14 protein-coding genes and 1 tRNA gene are annotated in these 15731 nt (G+C 57.3%); 4 read left to right on the forward strand and 11 right to left on the reverse strand.

All coding sequences use genetic code 11. The features are described 5' to 3' along the window. Positions 1 to 175 precede the first annotated feature (175 nt). A complete protein-coding gene (locus tag QP888_RS03790) occupies positions 176 to 2209 on the forward strand; it encodes a BCCT family transporter (protein WP_284812195.1) in 2034 nt (677 codons plus the stop codon). Here the strand turns inward: QP888_RS03790 and QP888_RS03795 are convergent. Together QP888_RS03795 and QP888_RS03800 are read right to left on the reverse strand one after the other, a co-directional pair. Then, positions 2206 to 2466: a Txe/YoeB family addiction module toxin gene (locus QP888_RS03795; protein WP_284571365.1), complete on the reverse strand. Its 261-nt coding sequence runs from the start codon at positions 2464 to 2466 to the stop codon at positions 2206 to 2208. The genes QP888_RS03790 and QP888_RS03795 overlap by 4 nt on opposite strands. Beyond that, positions 2463 to 2714 (reverse strand): type II toxin-antitoxin system Phd/YefM family antitoxin, encoded by a 252-nt coding sequence (locus tag QP888_RS03800; protein ID WP_027017393.1) that lies wholly within the window; start codon positions 2712 to 2714, stop codon positions 2463 to 2465. Before QP888_RS03800 ends, QP888_RS03795 begins: the two co-directional genes overlap by 4 nt. Positions 2715 to 2793: 79 nt before the next feature. Between QP888_RS03800 and QP888_RS03805 the strand changes: the two genes are divergently transcribed. Then, entirely contained in the window at positions 2794 to 3867 is a 1074-nt protein-coding gene (locus QP888_RS03805) for an SLAC1 family transporter (RefSeq protein ID WP_284812196.1), read from the forward strand. Positions 3868 to 3894: 27 nt separating this feature from the next. Here QP888_RS03805 and QP888_RS03810 read toward each other — a convergent pair whose 3' ends face one another. Then, positions 3895 to 5313 carry an MFS transporter gene (locus QP888_RS03810; protein WP_284812197.1) on the reverse strand — a complete coding sequence of 473 codons (1419 nt, stop codon included), beginning with the start codon at positions 5311 to 5313 and terminating at the stop codon, positions 3895 to 3897. 139 nt (positions 5314 to 5452) lie between these two features. Between QP888_RS03810 and QP888_RS03815 the strand changes: the two genes are divergently transcribed. Further along, entirely contained in the window at positions 5453 to 6493 is a 1041-nt protein-coding gene (locus QP888_RS03815; protein ID WP_284812198.1) for an SLAC1 family transporter, read from the forward strand. Between the two features lie 44 nt (positions 6494 to 6537). Here the strand turns inward: QP888_RS03815 and QP888_RS03820 are convergent, their stop codons facing one another. The 5 genes from QP888_RS03820 to QP888_RS03840 form a co-directional block, all read right to left on the reverse strand. After that, positions 6538 to 7269 carry a DUF2705 family protein gene (locus QP888_RS03820; RefSeq protein ID WP_284812199.1) on the reverse strand — a complete coding sequence of 244 codons (732 nt, stop codon included), beginning with the start codon at positions 7267 to 7269 and terminating at the stop codon, positions 6538 to 6540. 3 nt (positions 7270 to 7272) lie between these two features. Beyond that, on the reverse strand, positions 7273 to 8205 hold the full coding sequence (locus QP888_RS03825) for an ABC transporter ATP-binding protein (RefSeq protein ID WP_284812200.1): 933 nt from the start codon (positions 8203 to 8205) through the stop codon (positions 7273 to 7275). 86 nt (positions 8206 to 8291) lie between these two features. Next, positions 8292 to 8999 carry a response regulator gene (locus QP888_RS03830; protein WP_284812201.1) on the reverse strand — a complete coding sequence of 236 codons (708 nt, stop codon included), beginning with the start codon at positions 8997 to 8999 and terminating at the stop codon, positions 8292 to 8294. 17 nt (positions 9000 to 9016) lie between these two features. Then, positions 9017 to 10198 (reverse strand): sensor histidine kinase, encoded by a 1182-nt coding sequence (locus tag QP888_RS03835; RefSeq protein WP_284812202.1) that lies wholly within the window; start codon positions 10196 to 10198, stop codon positions 9017 to 9019. Between the two features lie 61 nt (positions 10199 to 10259). Further along, positions 10260 to 10901 carry an NADPH-dependent FMN reductase gene (locus QP888_RS03840; protein ID WP_284812203.1) on the reverse strand — a complete coding sequence of 214 codons (642 nt, stop codon included), beginning with the start codon at positions 10899 to 10901 and terminating at the stop codon, positions 10260 to 10262. A 126-nt stretch (positions 10902 to 11027) separates the two neighbouring features. Here QP888_RS03840 and QP888_RS03845 point away from each other — a divergent pair, with 126 nt between their 5' ends. Continuing rightward, a complete protein-coding gene (locus tag QP888_RS03845; RefSeq protein WP_284812204.1) occupies positions 11028 to 11348 on the forward strand; it encodes a hypothetical protein in 321 nt (106 codons plus the stop codon). 191 nt (positions 11349 to 11539) lie between these two features. On the opposite strand, the gene QP888_RS03850 is transcribed toward QP888_RS03845, so the two are convergent. The 3 genes from QP888_RS03850 to QP888_RS03860 all read right to left on the reverse strand — a co-directional run bounded on the left by QP888_RS03850 (position 11540) and on the right by QP888_RS03860 (position 15731). After that, a complete protein-coding gene (locus QP888_RS03850) occupies positions 11540 to 13192 on the reverse strand; it encodes an ABC transporter ATP-binding protein (protein WP_284812205.1) in 1653 nt (550 codons plus the stop codon). 876 nt (positions 13193 to 14068) lie between these two features. Beyond that, positions 14069 to 14157 (reverse strand) — tRNA-Ser (locus QP888_RS03855). Between the two features lie 71 nt (positions 14158 to 14228). After that, complete coding sequence (locus QP888_RS03860; RefSeq protein ID WP_284812206.1) at positions 14229 to 15731, reverse strand: MmpA family trehalose lipid delivery protein; 1503 nt, start codon at positions 15729 to 15731, stop codon at positions 14229 to 14231.

A 15731-nucleotide genomic window follows, 5' to 3' on the forward strand; every position in this document is an offset into this window, starting at 1 on the left:
AACAATGGACGCTAGGAACGCGCTGAATATACAACGTGATTTATGCGACATCCTGGCTTATAGTTGCATAGCAGTTATCTCAAAATTTGTTGAAAAATGCTGGGAACGGCAAAACAGCAAAAACAGTAAAGAGAACACACCCCAGAATTGAAGAACAGTTACAAGGAGAGCGGCGATGGCGGACAATGATGCCGAAGGTGCGGGCAGGAAAGCCAAACGCATCCTGCGCGAAGTAACCTACCCGCACAATATTCACCCCGCGATGGTGCCGGGCGTGTCCGTGGAGGATCAAAAGATCCGCTATCGCGTCGATAAGCCCATGCTCACAGTGGTGGGCGGCTTGGTTGTGGCGTTCATCCTGTGGGGCGTGCTGGCGCCGGAGCAGGTTTTTGATGTCTCCTCGATGGCACTGGATTGGATCATGACCAACCTGGGCTGGGTGTTCACCATGATTGCCGTGGTGCTGTTCTTCATCCTGCTGGTGCTCGCGTTCTCCAAATACGGCCGCATCCCGCTGGGGCTGGACGATGAGAAGCCGGAGTATTCCACGTTGTCCTGGGCGGCGATGCTGTTTGCGGCTGGTATTGGCATCGGAATTATTTTCTTCGGGCCGTATGAGCCGCTCAGCCACTATTTATCCCCACGGCCGGGCGCGTATGAGGCCGCCAGCGAAGAAGCAATCAAGGGTGCAATGGTGCAGTCGACGCTGCACTGGGGCGCGAGTGCCTGGGCGATTTACGGAATCGTCGGCTTGTGTGTCGCCTATGTTTCTTTCCGACGCGGCCGCGTACCGCTGATGAGCTCGATCATGTTGCCGCTGCTGGGAAATAGGTCGACGGATTCGCTGCCAGCGCGCATTATTGATGGTTTGGCGATCATTGCCACGCTATTCGGTACCGCCGCCACATTGGGTATTGGATCTTTGCAGATCGCCAGCGGTTTCGAAGTGGTTTCTGGCTGGTCGACGGCGGGCAATACGGTGGCGCTGATCATCATCATGGTGCTGACCATCGCGACGATCGCCTCGGCGGTCTCCGGCGTGGCTAAAGGCATCCGGGTGTTGTCGAATATCAACTTGGTGCTCTCGATCGGCATCGCGGTGTTTTTCTTTGTCGTTGGCCCGACCGCGTTTTTGATGAACGCATTGCCAGCGGTGATGATCGAGTATTTCGCATCGTTTGGTGATGCGATGTCCGCGCACATGGGCGAAGGCGAAGAGATGCAGGCGTTCTTGTCTGCGTGGACCACGTTCTACTGGGCGTGGTGGATTTCCTGGGCGCCATTCGTCGGGGTGTTCGTCGCCAAGATTTCGCGCGGGCGCACCATCCGCCAGTTTGTGCTGGGTGTGTTGTTTATTCCGTCGACCATCATCATGACGGCGTTTGCTGTGCTGGGTGGTACGACGATTTGGCTGCAAAACCGTGATCATTCGATCGCGCCTGATGGCACGGCAGATTCGATGCCGGCACCAGAAGAGATTTTCTTTGTGGTGCTAGACCAGTTGCCGGGCGCGCACATTATTGCGCCGATCATCATCGTGGTGCTGATTATTTTCTTCGTGACGACGGCAGATTCGGCGTCATTGGTGAACTCGCAGCTATCGCAAAAAGGTAACCCTAACCCGAACCCGTGGATTACGACGTTCTGGGTTTTATGTATGGCTGGTATCGCCGTGGTGATTTTGCTTTCGGGCGGACAGGACGCGCTACGCGGTATGCAGAACCTGGTGGTGGTTACGGCGTTGCCGTTCGCGTTCATTTTGATTTTGATGTCAGTGGCATTGTTTAAAGAGCTGCGGAATGACCCATTTACCGTGCGCCGGATTTATGGCGACCGCTTGGTTGCGAATTCGGTAAAACAAGGCGTGTCGAAATACGGCGACAACTTTGCGTTGTCGATTGAGGAATGCCCACCGGATAGCGATTATTCTGCTGGTGGTAACTGGGATTCGCATGCCACCGAGAATGTTGGTTGGTACACGCGCACCGACGAGCAGGGGCGCGCCATTGAATACGATTACGAGACCGGCGAGTACTTGGAAGACGTAGAGCCGTACGAAGCGACTGCACGTGCTGCTCGTGGGATAGCCGAGCAGGTTGCGGTGGCTGATGAAGACGCTGACGACACTGACGACACTGACGACGCTGGTGACACTGGCGGCGCTGATGACGCTGGTGGCGCGAAGTCTGGAAACTCTAGCGGGTCTTAACGCCCATAGTGGTATCTGCAGGACGCAATGCGAAGTTCATCGCCGAAAATTTTATAAACTAGCCGGTGCTCATCTGTGATTCTCCGAGACCAATAGCCTTGAAATCCGTGTTTGAGTGGTTCTGGTTTGCCGATACCGGAGTTTCCATTTCGTTGAATCTCTTTGATTAATCTGTTGATGCGTTTGAGCACCTTCCGGTCTTCAGTCTGCCACCAGGTGTAATCCTCCCAGGCTGATTCAGTCCAGACTAGTTTCATTCGAGTAAATCCCGTTGAATACCTTCGCCATTTTCGAGCTGTTCAATTGAGGCTAGTAGTCGGCGAGCATTAGCCGGGCTTTTGAGTAAGTATGCGGTTTCTTTTAATGATTCATAATCATCAAGGGAGACGACCACTACCGGCTCATGTCCTGCGCGTGTAATGATGACTTCTTCACGATCATCAGTCACGGTATCAAGCATCTCAGCATAGCGTGCTCGTGAATCGGAATAAGACATGGTTTTCATGGGCACCTCACTCTCTCATTTACCTGTACAGAAAATTGTACGCTGGTGCTTTTATGTTTGCAATCTCTGTGTTCCTACAATGAAGCAGGTGACTGAATCGCCGCACCTGCACCATGAGCCACCCAAAGCGAAAACGGCACGTGCCCCGCAGCAAAAATCAACGATGCCCGTGCCACCAGCCGGGCCCGCATGGGCTGCTGCAGTGATGGGAAGTGCCTCGCTCGCGCAGGTCGTAGACATCTACTGGGGTGCCAGCGGTGCCGGGCACCCCGCCGCGGTGGCGTGGTATTTCATCGCGACAGCCATGCTGGTGTGGGTCATCGCGGGTTTTGTGCGGCACCGCAACCCGCAGTTTGTGCCCGAACACCTTCCGGCGTGGGCGATGACGGCGATGGGGATTCTTGCGTTGTCGATGGCGACGTCTGTGGTGCTCGGCTGGTGGTGGTTACATACTGTCTACTGGGCAATCGGCACGGTGCTGGCTTTCGTGGTTTCGATTCGTTACCTGTCCCACCTAGTGCATTTGCCCAGGGCTGAGTATTCTTCGGTGAATTTTACGTGGTCATTGCCGTTGCTCGCGCCGGTGGTGAACGCGGCGTCGGCGGGAATGCTCGCCCGGCACATCACCGATGTCGGTGGTAGCGGCACACTATCGTTTCTTGTGCACGCTATCGGCGCGGCCGGTTTGTTGCTGGTGCTGATTACAGCGGTGCCGCTACTGGTGGCGGTGTATATCGGCCTGGCCCGACAGAAACTAAAAATACCGCTGAATTTCACCACTATTTATTGGATCCCGCTCGGGTTGGTTGGTCAGGCTACGGCCGCGGCGCAGTTGTTGGGGCGCAGCGAACCGTGGGGCAGTATTGCCTACGGGTTTGGTGTGGTCACCATGGTGATCGGCATTCCCGTAGCGATTATTGCGGCCACCAACCACTGGCCCCGAGCCCTCCGCAATTCCATGGCGTATAACCCGACCTGGTGGTCTTACGTGTTCCCGTTGGGAACTGTGGTCTCGGGTCTTAACCAAATGAATAACGCCAGCGGGCAAGTCGTGTGGATTGGTATCGGTAATGTGCTGTTGTTGCTGCTCATTGCGCACTGGTGCTGGGCGTTTTTCGGTGGTGTGCGGTATGTTCAGCAGCGGCGCGGCTAGTTCGATCCGCCCGGGCCGGTAGACTAATTACCTTTGCTCTGCTTGCCACCGTCGCAGAGCAACCCGCCGCAGACCAACCCATCCCAGCCCCAACACGACCAGCACCACGAACCCGCCGGAAGCCACCGCCGCCGCGCTATAAAAATTCACAAACACCGAGGCCACAGCCAATACCCCGATCGCCCCGATACGCCCGACGACGCCAACCAGCGAGGTCACTGCGCCGATGCGTTCGACTGACGACGCCCGCCGCACCCCGAAGGCGGAATAGTTGGCAAAAACGATCAGTAAAAACGCCAGCGCCCCGTAAAACACCAGGTACACCCAGCCGTCGACAAGATAGGACAGCCACGCCAACACCGGGAACGCCACCACGGCGGCAACCACTAGCCCGCGGCGCCGGAACAGCACCTCCGGGCGAATAAAAGACGCCCCAAACGCCATCCCAATAAACAGCAAATATAAAAACAGCAGGTGCGACTCCGCGAAGCCCTTTTCCAAACCGACGGCCTGCCACAATTGAAAATGCAACTGTAAAAACGCCTGCGCGACCACCGCAAGCAGCAAAAACTGTCGCAACGCCGCCGAATCCCGCATCTCCTCCACGGTCGCACGCGCGTGTGATCTCAGCTCCTGCCACAACCTGCGTGCACCGCCAATCCGTGTGGCATCACGCTTGTCGACGCTCGCCCCGGCTTCATTCTCGCCGATGCTTGCTGCGGATTCATTCCCGCCGACGGTTGCCACCTTGTGCTGCTCCGGGATCCGGAAGAACAACGCGATCGTGACGACGGAAATCACCGTGGCTCCAACAGAAATGAAATAAATATTCGCGCCTACCGACAAATACAGCAGCGCGCCGATGGTGCTGCCGATCATCATGCCGAGGTACGCACTTTGCCCTTCCTTGCGCACCAACCAGGAAATGCGTGATTCAACATGATCCGGCGCACCCACCGTGCCTGCCGGACCACCCACAGTGCCTGCTAGACCATCCACCGTGCCTGCTGGGCCCTGCCGGTTTTTCGCATTGTTGATCAGCGCAGCATCCAGGGTGCCGGATTCTAAGGCCGTCGCCAAGCCATAAATGATCCAGGCCAGCAGCATCAACGGAAAGCCATGCCCGAAAATCACCAGCAGGAAGAATATGCAGAACACCAGCCGGGAAATAAAATACAGCGTGCGGCGGCTGATCATGTCTGCGATGGAGCCCGAGGGGAATTCGAAAAGCAATACCGCGACGCTAAAACCGGCCTGGACCAGTAGGATCTGCGGCAGGCTTAATCCCTTGTCCAGCAGCAGCGGCGTCAAAATCGCGTGCGGGACCGTCAGCGCGAGGTTCATGAGCAACTCGGCAGCGAAAAATGGCGTGGCGACGTCGGCAAGAACGCGCAGCTGCTCCCCGGACTGCATGCGCCCCTGTTGCCTGGTTTTCGGTCGCGGCATGGTGGTCCTTATCGTTGAGTTTTGCCTAGCTCAATCATCTGATTGACAAAACAATAGCACTGTGACCGGCTTAAACAATGGTTGATGAAAATCGGGCCTCGACGTTGCTGTGATGTAGGTCGCGTCTAGGATGGGCTAGGTGACTACAACGCCGCACTTGCACCATGAACCGCCCGCGCCACGGCCGAAACGCGCTGCACTGAGCCTGCCGCCCGCTGGCCCCGGGTGGGCGGCGTCAGTGATGGGTACGGCGGCGCTCGCACTGGGCGTCGAATCCTACTGGGGAGCTAGCGGCGTCGGTCACGCAGCGGCTGTGGCCTGGTATTTCGTTGCGACGGTTCTGCTGGCTTGGGTGATTGTCGGGTTTGTTCGACACCATAACCCACCATTTGTGGCAGAACACCTCCCGGCCTGGGCGATGACCGCCATGGGGGTGCTTTCGCTGTCGATGGCTACCTCCGCGGTTCTTGGCTGGTGGTGGTTGCACACCGTCTACTGGCTTTTCGGCACTGTGCTCGCTTTCGTGGTGACTGTCCGGTACCTGGTTTATTTGCCGTCTGCACAGTATTCGGCGGCGAACTTCACCTGGGCGTTACCGCTGCTTGCGCCTGCGGTGGCCGGAGCCCCGGCGGGAACACTTTCCCAGCACCTCACCGATACCGGTGGTAACGGCACACTATCGTTTCTTGTGCATGCCATTGGCGTGGTGGGGCTGTTGATGCCGCTGATTACAGCGGTTCCGGTGCTGGTAGCGGTGTATATCGGCCTGGCCCGACAGAAATTAAAAATGCCGCTGAACTTCACCACCATTTATTGGATTCCCCTGGGCGTGATTGGCCAGACCACAGCCGGGGCGCAGTTGCTGGGGCGCAGCGCACCCTGGGATCATTTTGCCTACGTATCCGGTGTGGTGATCATGGTGATCGGTATACCGGTACTGCTCATCGCGGCTTCGAAACACTGGCCGCAAGTATTCCGCAATTCCATGGCATATAACCCCACCTGGTGGTCCTGCGTATTCCCGGTTGGAACGGTGGTCTCGGGTTTGAATCAACTGACCAATGCCAGCGGCCATAACGCCTGGATGATCGTCGGCACCCCAATGCTACTCTTGCTTATTGCGCACTGGTGCTGGGTGTTTTTCGGTGGCGTGCTCTATGTGCACCGGCGGCGCGGGTAGACAGTGAATCTATCCGACGGTTCTGCACCTTTATTTCACACCCCCTACTTCACATCGCGCTTCTGGTTGGCGAGAAAGCCTAACCCACACAGCACGACTAGCCAGCCAATAAGCACTGCGGCACCAGCCCATCCAGTGTGGATGTAGTCGTAGAAAGCAAAACCGGTGGTCAACGAGCCAAAGGTGGTGTTAGGCAGCAGTTGGGCGACTGGGCGTAGGAATTCGTAGATCATCGCGGCAGAGGCCAGCAGTTGCTCGACGATCAGCATCCAGACGATCGGTAGCCCGACCGCCGCGATCTGCGAACGCACCAGCGCGGCCAAACCAACCGCAGCCACGGCATACAACGGGTAACCAATGAGCACAGCCCACAGGATGCTGGTGGCTTCACTGGAATCTAGGTGCAAACCAAAAACTGGCGCGACCACGAGCGATATCCCGATAGAAACCGCCAGCAACACCAGCACAAACACCCCGGTGACCAGCATTTTTGCCGCTAACCAGTTCCAACGTTGCGGTTGGGTCAAAAATGCCTGCCCGTGCATGCCGTGCGCCAGATCGCGTGAGGTCGATGCCGCAGCATAGATAATCGCGAGCATCTGAAACAGGTCCCCGGCAATCAGCAGGTCATTCCAATAAAAATCCGTCGTCGCATCCGAGGCGAACAGCCCCATCAACACGACGGGTCCAACAATCGAACCCACCAGCAGGATCGCGTAGACCCACGTGCTGCGCAGACTCGTTAGTTTTGCAATTTCTGAGCGGACTACATTCATGGTTTAAGCGCCTTTCCGGGTGGAATATTCTTGGGCATCGGCGGTAGCAGTCAAGAAACGCTGCTCCAGGTTCTGCGATTCGGTGCGCAGACCAATAATTGGGATTTGGTGTTCGGCAGACAGCTTGCCGACGAGCCGGCGGATTTCAATTTCCTCCGTATTTTCCGGAACCTCCAGCGCCAACACGCCAGCATCCCGCGTCGACACGTCCAACCCGGCTGATTGCAAACGCTGCGTGAGCTTGTCGACGTCGTCGCCACCAGCTTCCACCACTACTTTGGTGCCGCCGCGCAGGAATTCCTCCATGCTGTATTCGCCGATCATTTCACCGCGACCAATCACCACTAGGCGGTCGGCGGTCTGCTCCATTTCGGAAAGCAAGTGCGAGGAAACCAGCACCGCGCGGCCTTCACTAGCCAGGTGGCGGATGGTGTGCCGCATCCAGCTCACCCCTTCTGGGTCCAGGCCGTTGACTGGCTCGTCGAGGATCAGGTGCTTTGGATCACCCAACAGTGCGCCGGCCAAACCGAGGCGTTGTTTCATGCCCAGCGAGTATCCACCGATCTTCTTGTTTGCGGCATCGGAAAGGCCCACGATTTCCAGGCATTCGTCGACACGGGCAGCAGAGATTCCCGCGCCGTAGGCCAGCACCCGCAGGTGCGCGCGCCCGCTGCGGCCCGGGTTAAACCAGGTGGCTTCCAGCAAAGCGCCGACCTGCGCGGGTTTGTTGCGCACCCGGGAAAATTCCGTGCCATCCACAAAGGCCTGCCCGCTGCTGGGCTTATCCAACCCGAGGATGCAGCGCATAGACGTCGACTTACCGGAACCGTTGGGGCCCAAAAAGCCCGTGACCGCCCCGTCGGGGACCTGGAACGTCAAATCTTTGATGGCGGTTTTCGCACCATACTTTTTGGTTAGTTGTTCAACTGTGATCATGCCACCAGTATGGCAGCAGGCGACGGCGGTGTATATAGTGCTGCGGGTGGAAATTCGTGCCTCATACCGCAGTATGAGGTTGCGGTTCAGCCCAGCCCATGATGCACGGCATAGAGCACCGCGTGCACCCGGTCGCGCGAGTTGGTTTTCCGCAAAATGTGGGTTACGTGCGTTTTCACCGTCGGCATGGAGACGAACAGCTCCTGCGAAATTTCTTGGTTCGACAGCCCACGGGCCATCAACTGCAGGATCTCCGTCTCGCGCGGGGTAAGCGGTTCTGTTGTAGCGTTGTCGCTTGCAGAGTTGTCGCTGGAGCGGTGCTGCTTGTCGACGCCCACACTGGCCGCGCCCCCAGCGTTGCCAGAGCGCATGCTGCGCAGAAGACGTGCGGTGGCTTTCGGAGAGATGATCGCGGTGGATTCATCCACGGTACGCACTGCCTGCAGCAGATCTTCCGGTTCGCTGTCTTTGAGCAGGTATCCGCTGGCTCCGGCTTCGATTGCGCCGACAATATAATCGTCGTTTTCAAACGTCGTCAAGACGATAATGCGCGTATCGGGGTGAATTTTTAAAATTTCACGGGTTGCGGTGATGCCATCGGTATCTGGCATTTGAATATCCATCAACACCACGTCCACCGGATCATTCGCTGCCTGGTTAATAGCCACCGTGCCGTTGTCGGCTTGCCAGGCCACCGTGATGTCGTCCTGCGAATCCAGCACCATGGCAAAACCGGTGCGCACCAGCAGCTGATCGTCGGCAAGCCCGACTGTGATGGGGCGCGTCGTGTCCATGTTCATCCTTTGGCCGCTCATGTTGGAATCTCCACCGTGACATTGAAACCGCCTTCATAATACTGCGAGTTGCCCCAGCGCGCGGTGCCACCATGGATACGGGCGCGCTCACGCATGCCCTGCAAACCACGACCTGTAGAATCCGCGGCCTCATACACACCGGTTCCTGGAGCATTGTCGACGCTCACACGCACCGACGAAGCCGCAGACCAGTCGACTTCCAGGCGCGCGTCGGTGGGCCCGGCATGCTTCATGATGTTAGTCAGTGCCTCCTGCACGATGCGATACACCGTCAATCCACGGGCAGGGTCCAACTGCCGACGGGTGCCGGTCTCGTGCCAATCGATATGCACGCCGCCGCGCCGGGCCTCGTGCAACAATTCTTCGATGCGTTCCAGACCCGGCGACGAGGATGTCTCGCGGGTGTCGTCGTCACGCAAAACACTGAGCAACTGGCGCATTTGCGTCAATGCGTCCCGGCCGGTGTGCGAAATGGTGGTTAAAGCCTGCAGTGCGGCCTCGGGGTTATGGCGCGCGGCGTAGCGCCCGCCGTCGGCCTGCGCGATAACCGCGGTGAGCGAGTGGGCGACGATATCGTGCATCTCGCGGGCGATGCGGGTGCGCTCGGTGACTGCGGCGAGTTCCGCGCGGGCGTGGAGTTCTTCTAAGCGCAGGCGTCGACGGCGGCTACGCAGCCCCAATTGCCAACACAGCGCGATGGAAAGGAGGGTGATGAAGATGAGCGCGGAATACAAAACGAAAAACTGTTGCAGGCCAAGGGTGCTATCCAGCCCGAGAATCTGGTATAGGAAAAAATAGCTGCGCACCGTGGACAGCACCAGCGTGCCGACGGCGCCGAGCAGCAGAAACGTCACCCAGAGTTTGCGGCGCACCGGCAGGTTGGCGGCGATGAAAAATGCTTGCCAACAGACCACCGCATAGCCCAGCAACGAAAACCCATTGGTGGCAACCGCCAGTACGGTCAGTGTTGCCGCCAATAGCATCAGCGCTGGCTCCGGGCGGCGGCGTTGCCACAACAAACCCACCCAGAGCACCGTGGTGATAGCTGCGGTAAGCGCGGCCGGGGGACGGGGAGTAAGACCGGGATCGAAATCAACGTCTGCGAGTGCCAGCAGCACCAGCAGAGGTGTTTGCACCAGTACTTGGCGCCACAAAGATTTATCCCGCATGAGGCTCATGCTGCCAGTCTAGAGCGATGGCGCTAGAGCCGTGGCGCGTGCCTAGACCCCTGGCGCGTGCCTAGCGCATGAGTTCGGCGAAGCGCCGCAGGTAGTCAGCGACGAAGTCGCGGGTTTTGTCGTTGTTGAACGCGCCGGCGTCGTCAAGCAAGCTCGGTGATTGTCCCAGGAAGACCTCTGGCTGGCCTGGGGTGGGCATGTCGAAGTAGGAGAGCGCCAGGCGCAGGTTTTTCTGCGAGCTGTAGCCGCCCATGCGCCCGACGGAGTGGCTGATGATGCCGGCCGGGAGGTGTTTCCAGGCGACATCTGAGTTTGGTTTGGAGCCGATGTCGATGGCGTTTTTCAGGCAGGCGGGGATGGTGCGGTTGTTTTCCGAGGTCACGAACAAGATTCCGTCGGAGGCCTTGATGGTTTCACGGAATTCGGTGTAGGAGTCTGGGGTCTGCACATCGGTGACTTCTGGGTCGTCGTAGTCGAAGTTGTACAACGGCAGGTGCCCAATTTCGACGATGGTGCCGGTGCAGTCTTCCGGCAGTAATTCGATGGCTTGCTTGGCGATTTTGCGCGCGAATGATCCGCCGCGCAGGCTGCCGACCAGCACCGTGATCTGCTTTTTCTTGCTTGCCGACGCTTTCTGTGTGGGCGTTGCTTGGGTGGGGGCTGCTTGGGTGTTGTCAGTTGCTGGGTTGTTCATGCGCAACATCCTTTCTTTGTGCGTAGTAGGCTTGCTGACAATTAATTAATAGATATGATGAACAATTAAGTTCAGTAGCATGAAGTCTAACAAAGTTTGCGTGAACTAATTCCACTTGCAAGGAAGGAGCCTGCGATGTCACAAGCAGTCGACAAAGAATGCGCCTGGCTGGAAGCAATTAGCGTGTTCCAACAATTACGCAAAGGTAATTACCAAGCCGGGGTGGATGCGCTCTGCCCGCCCAAGGGTGAGGATGTCAAGGGTGCAGGCGTTGAGGGTGTGGGCGTCAATGGAGCAGAGCTCGCTGGGCAGAGTGAGTATTCCCAAAGTGAGCAGCAAGAAGTAGCCCACGGCCTAATGCGGATGTTGGCGATCTTGCTGCGTGGCGAAGACCAACAAAAACTCGATGATTTCGTGGACGTTGCGCTGGGGATGGCTCCGCCACCTCGGGGCTAATCGAGTGAACTTGGCCCCGTCGCGGCGCTGATGAGAGCCGAAGCCTTAGACTCCGATCGAATCGCAGGTGATCCTGTTTTTGGGGTCTCTTTTACAAATAGGCCACCTGAAAGCGGCCTTTTTCGTTCACTTTTTGTAAAAAAGGCACAACCAGTCCTGGGGGGCAGGTCGCGCCGGTGACAAGAACATGTTTACGCATCTGAAGGCTTCCTGCTGTTCGGCGTACTTTCGACGATTCTCCCGTCGGTGACCACTAGAATTCGTTCTGCCAGATTCACGATGTTTGCATCGTGGGAGGTAAAGATGACTGTGGAATCAGTCTCCAAGAGCTTGTTCATTGACAACTCTGCTGATACTGAATCGAGAGCGGATGTCGGCTCATCTACAAGGATGACCGGCGATTTTTGAAGGATGGCACGGATGATGGCAACTCGCTGTCGCTCTCCTCCGGACAATCCGCTATTGCCGGATCCTACTAATCGGTCTAGGCCGTCGGCGCTGGCGAAGTTTCCCAGTCCGAACTGATTCAGCAATGTGCAAAGAATTTTGTCATCGAAACTGTTTTCTGTCCCTAGAGTAAGGTTTTCTCTGAGTGTTCCCGGAAGCAAGTCAGGTTCCTGCTCGACGTAGGTGACAACAGTGCGAAGATCTTTTCTGTTCCAGTCACTAAGATCCCGCCCTCCGACACGGATGTGGCCGGCCGAGGGGTCATAGAATTTCAGTAGAAGACTGAATATTGTGGTTTTTCCCGCACCAGAAGCTCCTGTGAGTGCCACTTTCTCACCTGGCCGAACTGTTACAGTTGCGCTATCTAAGATGGTTTGGCCCTCTCGGCTGAACGATGCCGACTCGAACTCGATGGATCCTGGGGGAGTGGGCCAAAGCTCTGGAAGCGAATCGTGTCCGACTGAATCTTCAACTTCGAGATCGAAGAGCTGGTTAATTCTGCCCAGTGCCCCTCTAGCCTCAAAGAAGGCTCCGAGGGACTGAGACACCTGCACGATGGGGGCGAGCATTAGGAATAGTGCGGTAACGAAGATGGTAAGTGCCTCTCCCGACAAATCACCGTTGTTTAACCTAATGGATCCGAACGTGACGACCGCGAGAAGTGCGATGTAGGAAGCCACAGTGCTCAAGGGGTCAAGAACAGCTTCGACGAAGCTCATCTTTCGCCGGTTCCGGTAGGCGTGGTCAATCTCGGTGGACAAGTTGCCAATGACCTTTGTCTCGACTCGGAAGGCCTTGATAGTCCGAATTGTTGATAGCGCTGACTGTAAGATTTCTCCGAGCGCTGCAAGGTGGTCCTGAACTTTCGACGAGAGATTCTGTAGGGAACTTGAAATAGCTAGAATTATCACTAGGGCTATCAGCAGCACTGCAACTACGACCAAGAGTAATTTCCAGTCCACCACAGCCATATAAATGAGTGCACCGATGATGACGGTGACACCACCCACGAAATCAGTAAGGGTAGAAGAGAAAGCTGTGCTAACGATGGAGGTGTCCGACGTTACCCGTGTGGTGAAGCTGCCCGACCCCCCTTTCTCAAACTCCCCCATCTGCAGGTAGAGAAGGTGCTTCGTGATCTTCTTACGCATGTCGCGGACTGTTCGATCCGCTGCGATGGATACCACGTACATTGTAGCGGCGGTCAAAACGGAGGTTCCCAGAATAGTTAACAGTAGGAGTATCAGTGGTTGCTGAAACTCGCCGCTACTCACTCCGGATATCAACTGGCCAACAAGTGCGGGTTGAAGAAGAGTAACCGCGGTAGACAACAATGATAGGAGGATTCCCAAGCTGATCAGTCCAGCATTGTTTCGCAGAAGGTTAAAAGCTGTCATTGGGGTGGACTACTCCTCGGTTCAGGCTCTCGTCTGGGGGTATTGCGGTGCGTCAGCGATTCCGTTTCGGACCGTGAAGCGGTAGTAAAAGACAGGCTCTTCATCTTGTGCGTAGCCCGCTGAACGAACCAGCATAACCTCATACTCGGATGTATACCGCGGGCATGTTGGCTATCTTCCAGTCTTAGGGGACGGTTGAAGGCGTTTCATTTGTCTAAAATATCTTTGTGAAGTGACCCGTTTCTATGGGGCAGGGCAACGATATCAGGGTTCATGTATGGGCGCAGATTTATATTCGGGAAACTTTGATTACAAAATTGCCGACGATTTAGGGGCACGCACGCCTGTGTTCGGGTTGTGTGGCGCAAAGATAAAGACGGCAACACCGTCTCCACGCTCTACCGCGCGGATACGTCGAGGGCATTTACCCCGAGGTCTACGCCAAGCTAGTCGCACAGTCTGCCGGAAATCTCGGGCCATCGTGGATCGGGGTGAACCCGACCAATGGAAAGTGCCAACTCATCTTGGTGATCGACCCGTTTATGCCGATGGGCGAGCGGACTCGTCGAATATCCGATTAATCAAGGTGGTGGCTACGCTGCCTTCGCCCTCCGATTGTCACGGTCACCGTTTTACGCCGGTGATCCTGTTTTGGGGTCTCTTTTACAAATAAGCCCCCTGAAAGTGGCCTTTTTCGTTCACTATTTGTAAAACGGGACCATATTCTTGGTCGATGCCCCGGCCGGACACACTTTTGGGGATGCGGACGAAATCTTGGAGGATTTTCCGCATAACCCACCGCTTAGATCCGGGCTGCGGTGTGAAAAAGAAAAATCTCGAGACACCGAAATAGGAACGATGTCTCGAGACTTCACATGGCGGAGGATGTGGGATTTGAACCCACGAGGGTCGTGAAACCCGCACGCGTTCCAGGCGTGTGACATAGGCCGCTAGTCGAATCCTCCAGCGAGAACTAAGTCTAACAGTAGATCGTCAGAACACAAAACCGGGAAGAATTCAGGCAACTTCAGCGCTTTCACCTGCGAGTTTTCTCCGCCTTACGAGTTTTCTGCGCCTTGTAAGGTTTCCTCGCCTTGCGAGTTTTCCGTGCTGATCGGTTTCGCAGCTGCCACCACAACACCAGCAACCAGGCGACAAACCAACCAGCGTGCCACCCCCACGGCACCGGTTCTGGCCCAGCACCCGTTTCCGTGATCACACCATCGGCATAGACCACGCCAATGCCCAAGTTGCGCAGGCGCTCGTGATCGCCAGCCTCCCATGCCTGTTGCGCCAGGATATAGCGTCGCGATGGCTTGTCGACGAGCGCGCCGTCGACCTCTAACTGACCGGAATAGACCACCGGCAAGGCCTTCGTATACGGGTTGATGCTCACCCAACCCGGCGCAGAAACCACCGTCGGGGCATCCGGCAAAAACACCGTGCGGCCGTCGGCACGCTGCAATAAATCCTGGTCCAACCCGGCGGTGACCTCCCGCGGGGCTAGCACCGAGACCTCCGCAGGAGCATCGATGACCTGCAGCACAGCACACAGAAGAGCCAGATATGCCCACAACCGCGGCACGCCAGCGGCGGCGCAGCAATACGCGGGAATCGCCAACATCACCAGCTTCTGCGAATCCCGCAACACGCCCGGATCAACCGCAGACAACAGCTCCGGGGCCAGCCATCCCACCAACGCGCCCGCGAGACCCAGCACCGCCAACGCCAGCACCGCACGCGGCACCGCGCGACGGCCCAGCCACAGCACGGCAAACAACACCACCCCGAAAATCGCAAACCCTGCCGACCTCGACGCCGGAACCGCCTGCCCATTCCATATTCCCCCCAAGCCCAGCAGCGAACCCAGCGTGCCGACGTAGGTTTCTGCCCGCGGGCCAAAGGCAAAATAACTACTCGTGGCCGCATGCGGGATATCCTGCAACGATGGCACCAGCCACGGCAGGCTGGCCAAGCCCGCGACCACCAGCGTGAGCACGCGCGAACGCCAGTCACGCACGACGAATAACGCAGTGAGCGTGGCAAACAGTGCGCCGGTGGGCGTGAGCGAGGACAGCAGCACCGCCACCAACACCCAGACCAGACGGGTGCGCAGGGCGACGATGACCGGCAGCAACCAGGCTGCCAGCACCAACGACCACTGGCCTTGCAATAAGCGCTCGACGACGAACGGATTGGCCACCGCGATGGTCATTGCCGTCAGCTGCGCGGGCAGCGATGCAGAACGCTCGTGTGCCAGGAGCGCCCCGGCATACGCAGCGGCTGCCGCGCCACTGATGAGCAAGACCCGGACTATCCACGAGGCCGGAAACAACACCCCGAGGATCGCCAGCACGCCATCTTGTGGGGCATTGCGCGCGGGCAGATCCCCTAAACCGAAGGCCGACGGCGACAGGGCTGGTGAATCCAGCACGAGCATATCTCGCCAGGCTAGTTCGCCAGCTGCGAAAAACGGCCAGGTGAGAGCGCCAACCAGCAGGCTGGCCCACAACCCGAGGATCAGCAGGCGTGCGTTCAT

The sequence above is a fragment of the Corynebacterium sp. MSK297 genome, assembly GCF_030232885.1.
Taxonomy (GTDB): Bacteria; Actinomycetota; Actinomycetes; order Mycobacteriales; family Mycobacteriaceae; genus Corynebacterium.